This window comes from uncultured Methylobacterium sp. (assembly GCF_964244095.1).
In the GTDB taxonomy this organism is placed as follows: domain Bacteria; phylum Pseudomonadota; class Alphaproteobacteria; order Rhizobiales; family Beijerinckiaceae; genus Methylobacterium.
In genome coordinates this window covers 1-15,216 of sequence record NZ_CAXTHR010000015.1, presented here as the reverse complement: position 1 = coordinate 15,216, position 15,216 = coordinate 1, and the positions used below count along the sequence as shown (strand labels likewise).

General features: G+C 72.8%; 12 protein-coding genes. 8 read left to right on the top strand and 4 right to left on the bottom strand.

The features are described 5' to 3' along the window. Nucleotides 1-287 precede the first annotated feature (287 nt). From ACFE86_RS04260 to ACFE86_RS04250, 3 genes are all read left to right on the top strand, one after another. Nucleotides 288-1,148, top strand: coding sequence for a thermonuclease family protein (locus ACFE86_RS04260; protein ID WP_375454083.1), 861 nt, complete (start codon nucleotides 288-290; stop codon nucleotides 1,146-1,148). Beyond that, a complete protein-coding gene (locus tag ACFE86_RS04255) occupies nucleotides 1,148-2,641 on the top strand; it encodes a M48 family metalloprotease (protein ID WP_375454082.1) in 1,494 nt (497 codons plus the stop codon). Before ACFE86_RS04260 ends, ACFE86_RS04255 begins: the two co-directional genes overlap by 1 nt. Before the next feature lie 99 nt (nucleotides 2,642-2,740). After that, nucleotides 2,741-3,421 (top strand): glutathione S-transferase family protein, encoded by a 681-nt coding sequence (locus ACFE86_RS04250; protein ID WP_375454081.1) that lies wholly within the window; start codon nucleotides 2,741-2,743, stop codon nucleotides 3,419-3,421. A 228-nt stretch (nucleotides 3,422-3,649) separates the two neighbouring features. Here ACFE86_RS04250 and ACFE86_RS04245 read toward each other — a convergent pair whose 3' ends face one another. The 3 genes from ACFE86_RS04245 to ACFE86_RS04235 all read right to left on the bottom strand — a co-directional run bounded on the left by ACFE86_RS04245 (nucleotide 3,650) and on the right by ACFE86_RS04235 (nucleotide 7,596). Continuing rightward, entirely contained in the window at nucleotides 3,650-5,416 is a 1,767-nt protein-coding gene (locus ACFE86_RS04245) for an ABC transporter ATP-binding protein (RefSeq protein ID WP_375454080.1), read from the bottom strand. Nucleotides 5,417-5,668: 252 nt separating this feature from the next. Further along, nucleotides 5,669-7,018: an MFS transporter gene (locus ACFE86_RS04240; RefSeq protein ID WP_375454079.1), complete on the bottom strand. Its 1,350-nt coding sequence runs from the start codon at nucleotides 7,016-7,018 to the stop codon at nucleotides 5,669-5,671. After that, the gene (locus ACFE86_RS04235; protein WP_375454078.1) at nucleotides 7,015-7,596 is read right to left on the bottom strand and encodes a PRC-barrel domain-containing protein; all 582 of its coding nucleotides are present in this window, start codon (nucleotides 7,594-7,596) and stop codon (nucleotides 7,015-7,017) included. The genes ACFE86_RS04240 and ACFE86_RS04235 overlap by 4 nt, the downstream gene beginning before the upstream one ends. A gap of 367 nt (nucleotides 7,597-7,963) precedes the next feature. On the opposite strand from ACFE86_RS04235, the gene ACFE86_RS04230 reads away from it, so the two are divergent. The 5 genes from ACFE86_RS04230 to ACFE86_RS04210 all read left to right on the top strand — a co-directional run bounded on the left by ACFE86_RS04230 (nucleotide 7,964) and on the right by ACFE86_RS04210 (nucleotide 13,741). Then, nucleotides 7,964-8,374 carry a hypothetical protein gene (locus ACFE86_RS04230; protein WP_375454077.1) on the top strand — a complete coding sequence of 137 codons (411 nt, stop codon included), beginning with the start codon at nucleotides 7,964-7,966 and terminating at the stop codon, nucleotides 8,372-8,374. Between the two features lie 318 nt (nucleotides 8,375-8,692). Beyond that, on the top strand, nucleotides 8,693-10,276 hold the full coding sequence (locus ACFE86_RS04225) for an ABC transporter substrate-binding protein (RefSeq protein WP_375454076.1): 1,584 nt from the start codon (nucleotides 8,693-8,695) through the stop codon (nucleotides 10,274-10,276). Beyond that, the gene (locus ACFE86_RS04220; protein ID WP_375454075.1) at nucleotides 10,273-11,259 is read left to right on the top strand and encodes an ABC transporter permease; all 987 of its coding nucleotides are present in this window, start codon (nucleotides 10,273-10,275) and stop codon (nucleotides 11,257-11,259) included. Before ACFE86_RS04225 ends, ACFE86_RS04220 begins: the two co-directional genes overlap by 4 nt. Next, entirely contained in the window at nucleotides 11,259-12,095 is an 837-nt protein-coding gene (locus tag ACFE86_RS04215) for an ABC transporter permease (protein WP_375454074.1), read from the top strand. The genes ACFE86_RS04220 and ACFE86_RS04215 overlap by 1 nt, the downstream gene beginning before the upstream one ends. After that, nucleotides 12,092-13,741: an ABC transporter ATP-binding protein gene (locus ACFE86_RS04210; protein WP_375454073.1), complete on the top strand. Its 1,650-nt coding sequence runs from the start codon at nucleotides 12,092-12,094 to the stop codon at nucleotides 13,739-13,741. The genes ACFE86_RS04215 and ACFE86_RS04210 overlap by 4 nt, the downstream gene beginning before the upstream one ends. A gap of 6 nt (nucleotides 13,742-13,747) precedes the next feature. Here the strand turns inward: ACFE86_RS04210 and ACFE86_RS04205 are convergent. Beyond that, nucleotides 13,748-15,216: molybdopterin-dependent oxidoreductase (locus ACFE86_RS04205; RefSeq protein ID WP_375454072.1), on the bottom strand; the 1,469-nt coding region annotated here is incomplete at its 5' end.

Genomic DNA, 15,216 nt, shown 5'->3' with positions numbered 1-15,216 from the left:
TGTATCATCCTCGCCGGGCGACGCCAACCGGATGGGGAGCGGCCGATAGGACGATCGCTCGAAAAGCGATCGTGCCGCTTTCCGCGCGCGAAGAGCGCCCCGCGGAGCGGGCCCGAGAGGACGGAGGTCCTCTCGGGCGTCGAGCGGAGCGCAAGCGAAGGCCGCGGAGGCGGCCGCCGGCGCTTGAGGCAACGATAAATCAGGGCGATCGCTTTCAAGTGATCGCCCTGGAGCGGCCGATGGCGCACCGTGGACGGGCCGCCCCGCGGGAACGGAAGGGATTCGCGTTGGACGGGAAGGCGGGCGGATCGATGCGGGTGCCGGCGCTGGGGCTCTGCGCCCTGATGCTCGCGGTGGTGCCGGTGAGGGCTGCGTCGCGATCCGGCCCGGCCGAATGCCACCCGGCTGCGGCGCGGGAGGATGCGATCGACGCGGTCGGGCCCCGCGGCGAGATCGTCCTCGCATCGGGCGCGCGCGCCCTCCTCGGGTCGCTGGGCTGGCCCGACGAGCCGGAGGCCGCCCGGGCCGCGACGGACCGGCTCCTGGCCCATCGCGGCCGGCCGCTGACGGTCGTCGCCCGCGGCGAGCCCGACCGCTGGGGCCGCGCGCGGATCGATGGAACGGTCGAGGACGCGGGGACGGGCCTCGATCTCGCGGGCAGTCTGATCGGCGCGGGGTTGGGCCTCGTCGATGCCGGCGAGGGCGACGCCCTCTGCCGGCCGGCGCTGCTCGCCGTCGAGGAGACGGCGCGCAACGCCGGCCTCGGCCTGTGGCGGCGCCCGCTCCTCGATGCCGGCGACGGCGCGGCCCTGCGCGCGGCGGCCGGCCGCTTCGCGGTGGTGCAGGGCGTGGTCCGTCACGTCGGCGAGCGCCCGGCGCGGACCTATCTCGACTTCGTGGCCCGCGGGGAGGACGGCCTCACGGTGAGCGTGTCGAAACGCACTTGGCGCAGGATGGGCGAACATGGTTTGAGTGCGCAGCGGCTTCGCGGCAGGATGGTGCGGGTTCGCGGGGTCGTCGAGATCCGGCGCGGGGCTATGCTCGACGTCGCCTCGCCCGACCTGATCGAGGTGCAGGAGGAGACGCCGCCGGCGGCCTCCGGTGCGGGACCGGACAGGGAGCGGGTGCTGCGGCGCCGAACGGAATGATGGGCGGCAGGACCATCGACAGGGCTGTCGGCAGGTCGGCGGGCGGCCTCGGCCTCGCCCGCCGGCCCCTGGGCCTTGCGCTCGCCCTCGCGCTCTCGGCCTGCGCCGGCGAGCAGACCGGCGCCGTGCTGGTGCCCGCCGCCGTGACCGTGCCCGCCGAGGCGCCGCGCACCACCGGCCGGGCGCGCACCGCCACCGACGCTGACCATGCCAAGCTCGTCGCCTCCTTCGGCGGCGAGCACCGGGCGCCCGCAGTGCTCCGCCTGCTGACCGAGGTCACCGACCGGCTGGTTCGGGCGAGCGACCGTCCGGACCAGACCTACGCGGTGACGCTGCTCGACGCGCCCGTGGTCAACGCCTTCGCCCTGCCGAGCGGCCGGCTCTACGTCACCCGCGGCCTCGTGGCCCTGGCGGGCGACACCTCCGAGATCGCCGCGGTGCTCGCCCACGAGATCGCCCACGTGACCCTCAGCCACGCCACCGCGCGGACCGAGCTGGAACTGCGCGCGCAGCTCGTCAGCCGCGTGGTGGCCGACGTGCTGAACGATCCGGTCACCGGCGCGCAGCTCCAGAGCCAGTCGCGCTTCGCGCTCGCCCGCTTCTCCCGCGAGCAGGAACTGGAGGCCGACGCCGCGGGCGTGCGGACGCTGGCCAAGGCCGGCTACGACCCTTTCGGCGCCGGCCGCTTCCTCACCGCGCTGAACCGCACCCTGGCGCTGAAGTCCGGCGGCGGCACGGCCGCCGAGCCCGACATGCTCGCCACCCATCCCGGCACCGCCGAACGCATCGGCCTCGTGACGCGGGCCGCCCGCCGCACCGGCGCGCCGGGCGTCGGCACCGACGACCGGGCCGCCTACCTCGCGGCGATCGACGGGCTCGCCTACGGCGACAACCCCGGCGCGGGCGCGGTGCGCGGGCGCCGCTTCGTCCATCCGAGCCTCGGCATCGCCTTCGAGGTGCCGGACGGCTTCGCGATCGAGAACACCCGCAACGCCGTGCTCGGCACCACCGGCGAGGGCAGCCGCCGCCTGCTGTTCGATCAGGTCGAGGCCAAGGACGACCAGGGCCTCGACGCGGTGCTTAGGGCCACATGGAACGACGCGATCGATCCGGCCTCGATCGAGCTCCGGCCGATCGCCGGCCACCCGGCGGCCACCGCCCTGTCACGGGGCAAGGACTGGACCTTCCGCCTCGCCGCGATCCGCGTCGGCGAGGCGACCTTCCGCCTGATCATGGCGGCCAAAGGCGCGACCGACCCCGACCCCGCCTTCCGGCGCTGGACCGCGAGCCTCGCTGCCGTGTCGCCGGCCGAGACCGCGGCGCTGAAGCCGCTGCGCCTGCAGATCGTGATCGCATCGTCGGGAAGCGCCGACGACCTCGCCCGCCGCATGGCCGTGGCGGATCGGGCGCTGGACCGCTTCCTCGTCCTGAACGGCCTGGAGCGGGGCGTGCCGCTGAAGCCGGGGCAGAGCTACAAGGTGGTGGTGGAGTAGGGGGCTCTGCGCGCCTGCGACGGGCCGGGCGGCGGCCTTGCAACGCCTCCGCTTTTCACGCGAAGCACGCCGACGACCGTCACGGATGCAAGCCACGCCATGATCCAGTTCTACTACAACCTCTCGCCGAACCCGATGAAGGTGGCGCTCTGCCTGGAGGAGACGGGGCTCGCCTACGCGCCGGTGCCCGTCGACACCCGCAAGGGCGAGCAGTTCGCGGACGGCTACGCTGCGATCAATCCGAACGCGAAGGTGCCGGCGATCGTCGACGGCGACACCACGGTGTTCGACTCGAACGCCATCCTGCTGCATCTGGCCGAGAAGGCCGGCTGCTTCCTGCCCCAGGGCGAGGCGGCACGCGGCGAGATGCTGTCCTGGCTGATGTTCGTGGCCACCGGCATCGGGCCGTTCTCAGGGCAGTGCGTCCACTTCCGCCACTTCGCTCCCGAAGCGGAGCGGACCGGCTACGCCGCGGAGCGTTACGTGTTCGAGGCACGCCGCCACTGGGGCGTGCTCGACGGGCATCTGGCGGGCCGCGCCTTCATGCTCGCGGAGTACGGCATCGTCGACATGGCGGTCTGGGGCTGGGCGCGGATGCTGCACTTCGTGCTCGGCGAAGACGCGGTCCTCGAATTCCCCAATGTCAAGCGTCTGCTCGACACGGTGAGCGCCCGGCCGGCGGCGCAACGTGCGGAAGCTCTGAAGGGCCGCCACGCCTTCAAGGCCGAGCTCGACGACGACGCCAAACGGTTCATGTTCAGGGCGATGAAACTCGGCTGAGGCCGGTCGCCGATCGAACCAATTCACGCGGCGCCATTTCCCCGGACACCTGAAGCGTCAGCGGGAGGCGATCCGGGACCCGGCGAGAAAAGGAGCCGCGCAGCCGCTCCATGCCGACGGCGCACGGGTCCCGACGCTGCGCGATGCCTTCGTGCCGGCCCCCGGATCGGGTTGGGCTGACGCTCCACCAGTCCGGGGCGGCGTGCGCTTGCGTAACCGATCGGAACCTCAGGCGGCGACGAGCGCCGACATCCCCATCGATTCCTTCTTCATCAGCTCGCGGTAGAACCCGTCGAGATGGGTGAGCTTGTCCGGCGAGCCGTCCTGGATGATGCGGCCGCCCTCCAGCACCACGATCCGGTCGAAGTCCTTCAGCGTCGAGAGCCGGTGGGCGATGGCGATGACGGTGCGGCCCTTCATCAGGTTGGCGAGCGCGTGGCGGATCGCCTCCTCCGAGTCGGCGTCGAGCGCCGAGGTCGCCTCGTCGAGGAGCAGGATCGGCGAATCCTTGAGGATCGCGCGGGCGATGGCGATGCGCTGGCGCTGGCCGCCCGAGAGCTTCACGCCGCGGTCGCCGACGATGGTGTCGAAGCCCTCCGGCAGGGCGTTGATGAAGTCGGTGCAATGCGCCGCGTCGGCCGCCTTCCACACGTCGTCGTCGGACGCCTCGGGCCGGCCGTAGCGGATGTTCTCGCGCAAGGTCCGGTGGAACATCGACACGTCCTGCGGCACGACGGTGATCGCCTCGCGCAAGCTGTCCTGCGTCACCCGATCGATGTCCTGGCCGTTGATCAGGATCTTGCCGCCCTTGGCGTCGTAGAACCGCTGGATCAGCGAGAACAGCGTCGACTTGCCCCCACCCGACTTGCCGACGAGGCCGACGCGCTGGCCCGGCTCGATCGCGAGGTCGAAATCGGTGAACACCGAACGCCCGTCCGGGTAGGCGAAGGCGACGTGCTGGAAGTCGATCTTCGCGCCGCTGCCCGATAGCGGCACGGCCTCCGGGTGATCGATCAGGTCGTGCGGCTGGAGCAGCGTGTGCAACGCCTCGGAGAGCCGCGCGGTGTGCTGCGTCGCGTCGACCAGCGCCACCGCGAGGTCGCGGGTGGCGGCGAGGATGCGGATGCCGAGCGTGCAGACCAGCACGACCTGGCCGTTGGTCGCCTGGCCCGCCTCCCACATGGTGATCGCCCAGTAGAGCAGGCCGAGCACCGCGAGCACCGTGAGGATCGCGTGCACGATCCGGAGCTTTTCGAGGTAGAGCAGCGAGGAGCGCCGTGCCCGCATCTCCTGGGCGATCGTGCCCTCGAAGCGCACGCCCTCGCGCTTGAACGCCGAGAAGGCGCGCACGAGCGGCATGTTGCCCACGAGATCCACCATCTCGCCGTCGACGCTCGCGGCCTTCGACGCGAAGTCGTGGTGCAGCGGCTTGCCCGCCGCCGCCATCTTGAACATCAGCACGACGACGGCGGCGAAGATGCCGGCGAGCACCAGCGCCATCGTGAGGTTGACGCTGCCGATGTAGAGGATCGAGCCGAAGGCGGCCACGCATGGCGGCATCACGTTGAACACGAACATGTTCTCGACCGTGAAGATCGCGTTCGAGGTCGCGGTGATGCGCGAGGCCAGCGTGCCGGGCTGCCGGTCGGCGAAGAAGCTCGGCGAGTGCCCGGTCATGTGCCGGAACAGGTCGCGGCGGATGTCGCCGGTGACGCCGACGAAGGTGAAGGAGCCGACGAGCGACGCCACGCGCCACAGCATGTTGTCGGCGGCGATGAACGCGATCAGGACGGCGAGCGCCCCCCAGACCAGGTTCGCCTGGGGGCCCCTGCTCAGGGCGTCGACGACGCCCTTCAGGGCGTAATCGGTCGAGACCGAGAAGCCGACGGCACCCAGCACCGCGGCCAGGATGACGGCGTGGGGGAGCGCCCGGCGCCGCAGGTAGCGGCCCACGAAGGCGAAGGGCCGGTCGGCGTATTGGCAGAGGTCTTCCATCGCGATGAGCATCTCGATTTCAGGCGACGCGGACGGCCGGCGAAGGGGAGGAGGGTGGGACGACGTGCGCGGATACGGATGCGGGGACGATGCGACGCAGGTTGGAACGAACCACGACGGGGCAACGCGACGGCCTCGCCATATGTTGCGTCCTTCCCGCTCCCGGCCGCGCTTTTAGCGACCGAAACTGAACGGTCCTTGACCGGCATGCGAATCCGATGCCGGGCCGGGATGCGCGGGCGGCATCCCGCATCATGACGTCGCTTCGCGCCGGGTCTCGGGCATGATCAGCGCGACGAGGACGAAGGCGGCGGCTCCCACCAGCGCGAGCCCGAGGAAGGCGGTGTGGCTTCCCAGGCGATCGGCCAGGAGACCGGCGAGCGAGGTCGAGAGCGCGGCGCCGATGCCCATGGCGGTGCCGACGGCGCCGAGGGCGAGGTTGAACCGGCCGGTCCCGCGGGTGAGGTCGGAGACGACGAGGGGCACCATCACGCCGAGGACCGCCGCCGAGATGCCGTCGAACACCTGGATCGCGACCAGCAGGTAGGGGTTGTCGGTGTAGGCGAACAGCAGGCCGCGAACCGGCAGGGCGGAAAAGCCCACGAGCAGGACCGGATAGCGGCCCCAACGCTCGGCCGCCCGGCCCATCGCGGGGGCGAGGATCGCCAGCACCGCCTGCGGGACCATGATGCAGGCGGCGACCAGCGCGGTCGCGGTCTCGCTTGCCCGCAGGGTCAGGACGCTGCCGACCAGCGGCAGCATCGCCGCGTTGGCGAGGAAGAACAGCGTCATGCAGGCGGCAAAGCTCAGCAGCGCCCGGTTGGCGAGCAGCGCCCGGACGCCGCCGGCCTCCCCGCGGGCGGGGCCCGGCTCCTGGGTGCGCACGCCCGCGTCGATCTCGTCGGCGCGGATCGCGGTGAGCGCCATGACCGTCGGCACGACCAGGGCGGCGGTGAGGTAGAACACCGCGTCGTTCGAGAGGTAGTAGCCGCAGGCGCCCATGCCGGCGGCGGCCACCGCGTTGCCCATCGCCTGGAAGCTGGCGTTGCGCCCCAGCCGCTCGCCGGCGCGTGCATGCCCGACCAGCCCGATGCTGATCGCGGCGATCGCCGGCGTGAGGATGCAGCTCGCCGCCGAATGCGCCGCCATGGCGATCAGCACGACGAGGAAGCTCGGCCACAGGGCCAGCGCCAGCGCACTGGCCGAGATGGCGACCACGGAGACGCCGGCGGCGAACCGCTTGGCGCGCATCGCGTCGACGAAGGCGCCGCCGGGCACCTGGCCGAGCAGGCTGACGACGCTGCCGACGGTGAGCGCGAAGCCGATGTCGGCCTGGGTCCACTTCGACTGCGTGAAGTAGACCGCCAGGAACGGCCCGAACCCGGTCTGGAGGTTGGCGACGAAGAAGGCGAAGGCATCGAGGCCGCGCCGGCTCGCGCGCGATAGCCCGGTCGGCGGTCCCGCCGGCGCCGGGGGCGGGGCTTCCGGGGCGGGCTCGCGCAACCGGACCGGCCGGATGCGGGCCTCGTGGTCGGGCCTCGGCTGGCGCTGCGCCTCGCGGGGGGGGATGACGCGGCGGTCCTTGGGCCGGGCCACCGTCACTTATCGGGCACCTTCTCCGGCGCCTTGTCGGCCGCCGGCTTGTCGGAGGGCGGCTTCACGGCCGCGGGGGCCGCCGGCACGCCCGCGGGCGCCGCCGCCTGCTCGCCCTCGTTCGGGCCGGGGCTCGCGGGGCCGAGCACCACGATCGGCTCGCCGGCCTTGTACTCGGGCGAGACGCGGACCTGGTTGCGGCTGAGCTGCAGCCACAGCCGGCCGACCTTGCCGTCGGCGGTGAAGCGCAGCGCCCGCCAATCGACGGCGATCTTGCGCGAGCCGACGCCGAGGAAGCCGCCGAAATCGATGATCGCGGCGCGGGGGCGCCCCTCCTTGTCGATGATCAGGTCGATCACCCGGCCGAGCTCGTCGCCGTTGGCGCTGCGCACGCTCTTGCCGAGCAGGCTCTCGTAGTCCTGCGTGTCGAGGACGGTGGCGGGCGTGCCCTGCTGCGGCGCGGCCGGCGCCGCGGGCGCCCCTTCTCCGCTCGCGGGCGGCGCCTGCGCCAGGACGGCCGCGCTTCCGAGGAGGGCGGCCCAGAGGGTGATCGTCGCGGTCGCGATCATCCGGATCGATGTGGTCACGCAGGTTCCTCGGGTGCTGGCGGCGCCGCGGCGCGCCCGGGTCCTACCGGCTCGTTCCGCGCAAAGCACGATCCTCGCATGGTCCCCGACCAAGGCGAAGTTGTGAACCCGCGCCGTCCCGCAGCGCGGCAAGTTCCGGACGGCAAATTCCGGACGGCAAGTTCCGGGCCGTCCCGCCGGCCCGGACGCCCCCTCCCATCCGCCGAGGCATCCCGCGACGGTCGCGCGGCCGTCTGGTCTTCGCCCGGACCGCATCGTAGACAGGCGCCCAACGACGAAACCTGCGGCCCGGATCGACGGCCGCCGCCCGATGAACAGGAACGCGCCGCCCATGCCCGTGCCCGCACCCCACTTGCTCGCACCCCACTTGCCCGCATCCCGTCCGCCCATCTGCGCCCGGCCGCTGACGCTCGCCGCCGCCTTCTGCCTCGGCGCCTCGCTCGCCGGATGTCAGGCCCTCGGCGGGGCGCTGGGCGGCAGCGGCGGCGTGATGCCGGCCACCGAGGTCGGGCCGCCGCCGTCGCTGCGCAGCGGCCTGCCCGGCCGCGAGGCGCGCACGGTCGACGTCGATGCCGACGGCCGGGCCATCGCGACCGCGCCGACGAAGCGCCTCGACCTGCCCAAGGACAAGCGCGACGCGGCGCGCGCTTCCAACGACGGGCCGCGTCGCATCAGGCGCGACGAGATCGAGGGCTCGTCCGCCGGAGGCTCATCCTCAAGCGCCATGGCGCCTGCCCTCACCCCCGGCGGCGGCGTCGGCCTCGGCGGCAAGTTCTAAGCGGGCAAGTTCCAAGCGGGTCAGTTCCAAGCGGGCCTGCTCGGCGAGACGCGGGTCCTGGAGGTCGGCGCACGCGATGCAGGTCCACGCGATGCAGGTCCACGCGATGCAGGTCATCGGTGCGTGTCGATGCGGCCCCGTCCGGGGACGACCCGCGAAGTGGTCGAGGCCGCGTTCCTCCGTCTTGCGGCATCAAGTGCGCCGCTTGCGCAAGTGGCCCGGGCAATGCATCGGATGCGCGGGAGCGACCCGGCCGCCCGCGGGAAACCCGCAGGATCGTCCCTGGGCCGTTCCGACGCCGTCTGGGAAAGGTCAGGGATGAACCGTCGCGATTTCGCCAAGCTCGTGCTGGCCGCGGGTGCCGCGGGACCGATGCCGTTCGGCATCGTGCGGGCGGCCGGCCAGACCCGCGGCGGCGTGCTCAACACCGTGATCCAGCCCGAGCCGCCGATCCTGGTCTCGGCCCTCAACCAGCAGGCCCCGACACTGACGGTGTGCGGCAAGATCTACGAGAGCCTGCTGACCTACGACTTCGACCTCACCCCGAAGCCCGGCATGGCGCAGAGCTGGGAGCGCAGCCCCGACGGCCTCACCTACACGTTCAGGCTGTTTCCCGGCATCACCTTCCACGACGGCTCGGCCATGACGTCGGCGGACGTGGTGTTCTCGGTCACGAAGGCGCTGATGGAGGCGCATGCGCGGGCGCGCGGCACCTTCTCGCGCCTCGCCTCGGCCGAGGCGCCGGACCCGCTCACCGTGGTGTTCAAGCTCAAGGAGCCGTTCGCGCCCTTCCTGCACGCCTTCGACGCGACCACCGCGCCGATCATCTCCAAGGCGCTCTACGAGGGGACCGACCTGCGCCAGAACCCGAACAACGCCAAGGCGATCGGCACCGGCCCGTTCAAGCTCAAGGAGTGGGTAAAGGGCTCCCACATCCATCTCGTGCGCCACGAGGGCTACTACAGGCCGGGCGAGCCCTATCTCGACGAGATCTACTACCGCGTGATCCCGGACGCCGCCTCGCGCGCGGTCGCGCTGGAGACCGGCACGATCCAGTTGACGCAGTGGAGCGACGTCGAGGCCTTCGACGTGCCGCGCCTCAAGGCGCTGCCCAACCTCGACATGACGACGAAGGGCTACGAGTTCTACGCCCCCCACCTCTGGCTGGAGATGAACACCCGCATCGCGCCGATGAACGACAAGCGGTTCCGGCAGGCGGTGCTCCACGCCATCGACCGCGAGGCGCTGCGCAAGCGCGTGTTCTTCGGGCTCGGCAAGGTCGCCACCGGCCCGGTCTCCTCGAAGACGCGGTTCTACGAGGCGGACGTGAGGACGTACGACTTCTCGGTCGCCAAGGCCACGGCACTCCTCGACGAGATGGGCCTGAAGCCCGGCGCCGACGGCAAGCGGGTCAGCCTCAAGTACCTCGTGCCGCCCTACGGCGAGGTGTGGCAGCGCGTGGCGGAGTACGTCCGCCAGTCGCTCGGCAAGGTCGGGATCGACATCGTCCTGGAGGGCATCGACGTCGGCGGCTGGGCGGCGCGCTGCGGCAACTGGGAGTTCGAGATCTCGGCACCCTGGACCTACCAGTACGGCGACCCGGCGCTCGGCGTCTCGCGCTCCTACATCTCCTCGAACATCCGCAAGGGCATCCTGTTCTCGAACACCTCGGGCTACACCAACCCGGAGGTCGACAGGCTGTTCGAGGCGGCCGCGGTGGCGCGCGACGACGCGGCCCGGCAGACGCTCTACAGCCAGGTCCAGAAGATCCTGGTCGAGGACGCGGCCGTGGCGTGGCTCACCGAACTCGACTTCCCGACCTTCACCGACAAGCGCATGAAGGACTTGGTCGTCAGCGGCAGCGGCGTCAACGACACTTTCGCCAAAGCTTATCGCGCGTGAGGGCGCTCGCGGCCGCCGCCGCCTGGATCGCGAAGACCGTGGCGGTGATCCTGGTCATCGCCAGCGTGAACTTCGCCCTCGTCCACGCCGCGCCGGGCGATCCGGCGCAGGTCATCGCCGGCCAGTCCGGCGCCTCGGACGAGACCCTGCTGCGCCAGCTCCGGGCCGAGTACGGCCTCGACAAGCCCTACGCCGTGCAGCTCGCGGGCTATCTCGGCCGGGTCCTGCGCCTCGATCTCGGCTACTCCTATCGGCAGCAGCGGCCGGTGCTCGGGCTGGTGCTGGAGCGGCTGCCCGCCACCCTGCTGCTCACCGGCACCGCCTTCGCGCTGGCGCTCGGCCTCGGCATCCTGCTCGGCACGCTCTCGGGCGTGCGCGCGGGCCGGTGGTCCGACACGCTGATCGGTCTCGTCTCGCTGGTGCTCTACGCGATGCCGGTGTTCTGGCTCGGGCTGATGCTGGTGCTGGTGTTCTCGGTCCGGCTCGAATGGCTGCCGGCCTTCGGCTACCGCAGCGTCGGCGCGACGTTCTCCCCGGCCGGCCAGGCGCTCGACGTCCTCGCCCACCTGACCCTGCCCGCCTGCGCGCTCGCCGCGGTCTACCTCGCCGTCTACGCCCGGCTGATGCGGACCTCGATCGTCGAGGTGGCGGCCCAGGACTTCGTGAAGACCGCCCGCGCCAAGGGCCTCACCCGCGCGCGGGTGATCCGCGACCACATGGTGCGCAATGCGATCCTGCCCGTGGTGACGGTGGCCGGCATGCAGGCCGGCGCGCTGGTCGGCGGCGCGGTGGTGGTCGAGACCGTGTTCGCGTGGCCGGGCCTCGGGCGGCTGGTGTTCGAGGCGCTGAGCCAGCGCGACTATCCGGTCCTGCTCGGGATCTTCCTGGTGATGTCGGTGCTCGTGATCCTGATCAACATGCTGACCGACCTGCTCTCGCGGCTGATCGACCCGCGCATCGCGGCGCGGGCGAAGGCCGCCTGATGGGCGTGGTCCGCGCCTTCCTGCGCAGGCCCGGCGGGGTGATCGGCCTCACGCTGCTGCTCGCGGTGGTGCTCGTGGCCGTGTTCGCGCCGCTGATCGCGCCGGCCGACCCTTGGGAGATGGTCGGCGCGCCGTTCGAGCCGCCGCTGAGCCCCGACCTGCCGCTCGGCTCCGACACGCTGGGCCGGGACATCGCCGCCGGGCTCGCCCACGGGGCGCGGGTCTCGCTGGCGATCGGCGTCGCCTCGACGCTGGCGGCCCTCCTCGTCGGCGTGGTGGTCGGCGCGCTCGCCGGCTGGTTCGGCGGCCTCGTCGACGACGCGCTGATGCGGGCGGCCGAGCTGTTCCAGACGATCCCCGGCTTCATCCTCGCCGTCCTGCTGGTGGCGACGCTCGGGCCTTCCCTGTCCCACGAGATCGCGGCGATCGCGGCGATCAGTTGGCCGCCTCTGGCGCGCCTCACCCGGGGCGAGTTCCTGCGGCTGAAGGGCCGCGAGTTCGTGCGCGCGGCGGCCTGCCAGGGCGAGCGTCCGCTGGCGCTCGTCCTGCGCCACATCCTGCCGAACGCGGTGGCGCCGATCATCGTCACCGGCTCGCTCACGGTGGCCACCGCCATCCTGATCGAGAGCGCGCTGAGCTTCCTCGGGCTCGGCGACCCGAACCTGATGTCCTGGGGCTACATGGTCGGCGCCGCGCGCACGGTGATCCGGCAGGCGTGGTGGATGAGCGTGTTCCCCGGCGCGGCGATCCTCGTCACGGTGCTCGCCATCAACCTCGTGGGCGACGCGCTCAACGACGCGCTGAACCCGCGCCGCGCAGGCGGGGGCCGGGCGTGAGCGCGCCGCTGCTCGCGATCCGGAACCTCTCGGTCGGCCTGCCGCCGGGCGCCGACCGCAGCCACGCGGTGAGCGAGGTCTCGCTGACGGTGGCCGCGAACGAGATCGTCTGCCTCGTCGGCGAGTCCGGCTCGGGCAAGTCGATGATCGCTCACACGATCCTCGGCCTCCTGCCCCCGGGCGTGACCGTGACGGGCGGCAGCGTGTCCCTGCGCGGGCGCGACCTCGCCGCCGCGGACGAGGCGCAGATGCGCAGCCTGCGCGGGCGCGAGGCGGCGATGATCTTCCAGGAGCCGCTCAGCGCCCTCAACCCCCTGAAGCGGGTCGGCGAGCAGATCGCCGAGGCGATCCGGGCGCACGCGCCCGCGACCCCGCGCGGCGCCCTGAACGCCCGCGTCGGCGCGCTGATCGAGGCGGTCGGGCTCCCGGAGCCCGCGAGCCTGCGCAACAGCTTCCCCTTCGCGCTGTCGGGCGGCCAGCGCCAGCGGGTGATGATCGCCATCGCCATGGCCAACGATCCGGCGCTGCTGGTGGCCGACGAGCCGACCACGGCCCTCGACGTGACGACGCAGGCCCAGATCCTCGCGCTGATTCGGAAGCTCCAGGCCGAGCGCCGCATGGGCGTCCTGCTCATCACCCACGATTTCGGGGTCGTCGCCGAGATGGCCGACCGCGTCGTGGTGATGCGCGACGGCCGGATCGTCGAGCACGGCGGTGCCGAGGCCGTGCTGACGGCGCCGCGCGATCCCTACACGCGCGCGCTGATCGCCGCAGTCCCCCGCGCGCGGTCGCACCCGACGCGCCCGATCGGACACGCGAGCCCTCCGATCCTGCAGGTCGAGGACCTGTCGAAGACCTTCGTCACCCGGCAGGGCTGGTTCCGCCCGCTCCGCCGCGTCGTCGCGGCGGAGCGGGTCTCCCTCGCCCTCGCGGCCGGGGAGACCCTGGCCGTGGTCGGCGAGTCGGGCTCGGGCAAGTCGACGCTCGGGCAGATGATCCTCCGGCTCACCGAGCCGGACTCGGGCAGCGTCCGCTTCGAGGGCCGCGATCTCCTGGCCCTGCGCGGCGAGCCGCTGCGGCTGGCGCGCCGCCGGATTCAGATCGTGTTCCAGGACCCGTTCGCGGCGCTGAACCCGCGCCAGAGGGTGGGCGACGCGATCGCCCGCGGGCCGATGGCCTACGGCGTGCCGGCGGAGCAGGCCATGGCGGAGGCGCGCGCCCTGCTCGACCGGGTCGGGCTGCAGGCGGCGGCGGCCGAGCGGTTCCCACACGCGTTCTCGGGCGGCCAGCGCCAGCGCATCTGCATCGCCCGCGCGCTCGCGCTGAAGCCCGCGGTCCTCGTGGCCGACGAGGCGGTTTCGGCCCTCGACGTCTCGGTCCAGGCGCGCGTCCTCGACCTTCTGGCGGAACTGCGCGCCGAGTACGACCTCGCCCTGCTGTTCATCACCCACGACCTGCGCATCGCCGCGCGGATCGCCGACAGGGTCGCGGTGATGCGGCGGGGCCGGATCGTCGAGGAGGGGCCGGCCGGGACGGTCTTCTCCGCACCCGAGCATCCCTATACGCGCGGGCTCGTCGAGGCGATCCCGGGCCGGCGCCTGTTCGGCGGGCTGGGCGCGCCCGTGCCGGAGGCCCTGCCGGCCTGACGCCGCTCAGGCGGCCCGCACCCACACCGCCGTGTCGTGGAACACCGCCCCGCCGTTGGGCGCCGCCGGCGCGTCGCCGATCAGGACGTTGATCCCGCGCCCGCCCGCGAAATCCGCGCCCGGCCACAGGCTTTCGACCACGACGACCCCGGGCCGCTGTCCCTGTGCGAGGCGGGCGTGCAGGCGGACCGTGCCGCGGGCGTTGCCGACCTCCACCGCGTCGTCGGCGGCGATCCCGAGGCGCGCGGCGTCGTCCGGGTGCAGCAGGCAGGTCGGCCGTCCCTCGCGCCGCCGCGATTCGGGGCTGTTGGTGAAGCTCGTGTTGAGGAACTGCCGCGCCGGCGGCGCGACGAGGCGGAACGGATGCGCGGCGTCCGCCGCCTCGGTGACCGCCCAGTGATCCGGCAGCGCCGGCATGTCCGCGCCGGCAGCACCCAGCGCGGCCCAGTCCGGCGCGAAGCGGAAGCGGCCGTCGGGGTGGCCGAAGCCCGTGAGGAAGTGGCTCTCGGCGAAGGCGGGCTGCGCGTCGATCCACCGCTCGCGCTCTAGCCGGTCGAGGCCGCCCCAGCCGGAGCGGTGGAGCGTCGCGTCGGCGAGCGCCCGCGCCGTGAGGCGGAAGCCGGCGTGCTCCGCTCCCAGGCGGCGGGCGAGGTCGGCGAGCAGGTCGTGGTTCGAGCGGCATTCGCCCGGCGGGGGCAGCACCGCCGGGCCGGCCTGGATATGGCTGTGGCCGCCCGCACCGTAGATGTCGTCGTGCTCCAGGAAGGTGGTGGCGGGCAGCACGACGTCGGCGAGCGCGGCCGTCTCGGTCATGAACTGCTCGTGCACGGCCACGAACACGTCCTCGCGCAGCAGGCCGGCGCGCACCCAGCCGCCGTCGGGGGCGGACGCGGCCGGATTGGCCGACTGGATCAGCATGGCGCCGACCGGCGGCCCGCCCTGGAGCGCCTCCGCGTCGCGGGCGAGGATGGCACCGATGCGGCTCATGTCGAGTTCGCGCACGCCCGGCGCCCGGGCGTCGAGGCCCTCCGTCAGGGTCTTGTCCCACTGGAAGATCGACGCGTTCATCCAGAAGGCGCCGCCGCCCTCGTGGCGCCACGCGCCGGTCACCGTGGGCAGGCAGGTCACCGCGTGGAGGTTCACCGCGCCGTTGCGCGAGCGGGTGAAACCGAAGCCGCAGCGGACGTAGCTGCGCGGCGTGCCGCCGTAGAGGGCGGCGAAGGCTTCGATCTCGGCGACGCCGAGGCCGGTGATGCCCGCGGCCCATTCGGGCGTGCGCGTCGCCAGGTGCGCCTCCAGCGCCGTCGTGTCCTGCGCGTGCGCGGCGAGGTAGCCGCGATCCGCGTGACGGTCGCGGAACAGGACGTGGAGCACGGCGCAGGCGAGCGCCCCGTCGGTGCCGGGCCGCGGGGCGAGGTGGAGGTCGGCCGCCGCCGCGGTGCCGGTGCGGTAGGGGTCGATCACCACGAGCTTGG

What these genes read in the sequence shown, in the direction of transcription:
- ACFE86_RS04255 (WP_375454082.1), top strand. Translation starts at nt 1,148, where the DNA reads ATGGGCGGCAGGACCATCGACAGGGCTGTCGGCAGGTCGGCGGGCGGC.
- ACFE86_RS04250 (WP_375454081.1), top strand. Translation starts at nt 2,741, where the DNA reads ATGATCCAGTTCTACTACAACCTCTCGCCGAACCCGATGAAGGTGGCG.
- ACFE86_RS04245 (WP_375454080.1), bottom strand. Translation starts at nt 5,416, where the DNA reads ATGGAAGACCTCTGCCAATACGCCGACCGGCCCTTCGCCTTCGTGGGC.
- ACFE86_RS04225 (WP_375454076.1), top strand. Translation starts at nt 8,693, where the DNA reads ATGAACCGTCGCGATTTCGCCAAGCTCGTGCTGGCCGCGGGTGCCGCG.
- ACFE86_RS04215 (WP_375454074.1), top strand. Translation starts at nt 11,259, where the DNA reads ATGGGCGTGGTCCGCGCCTTCCTGCGCAGGCCCGGCGGGGTGATCGGC.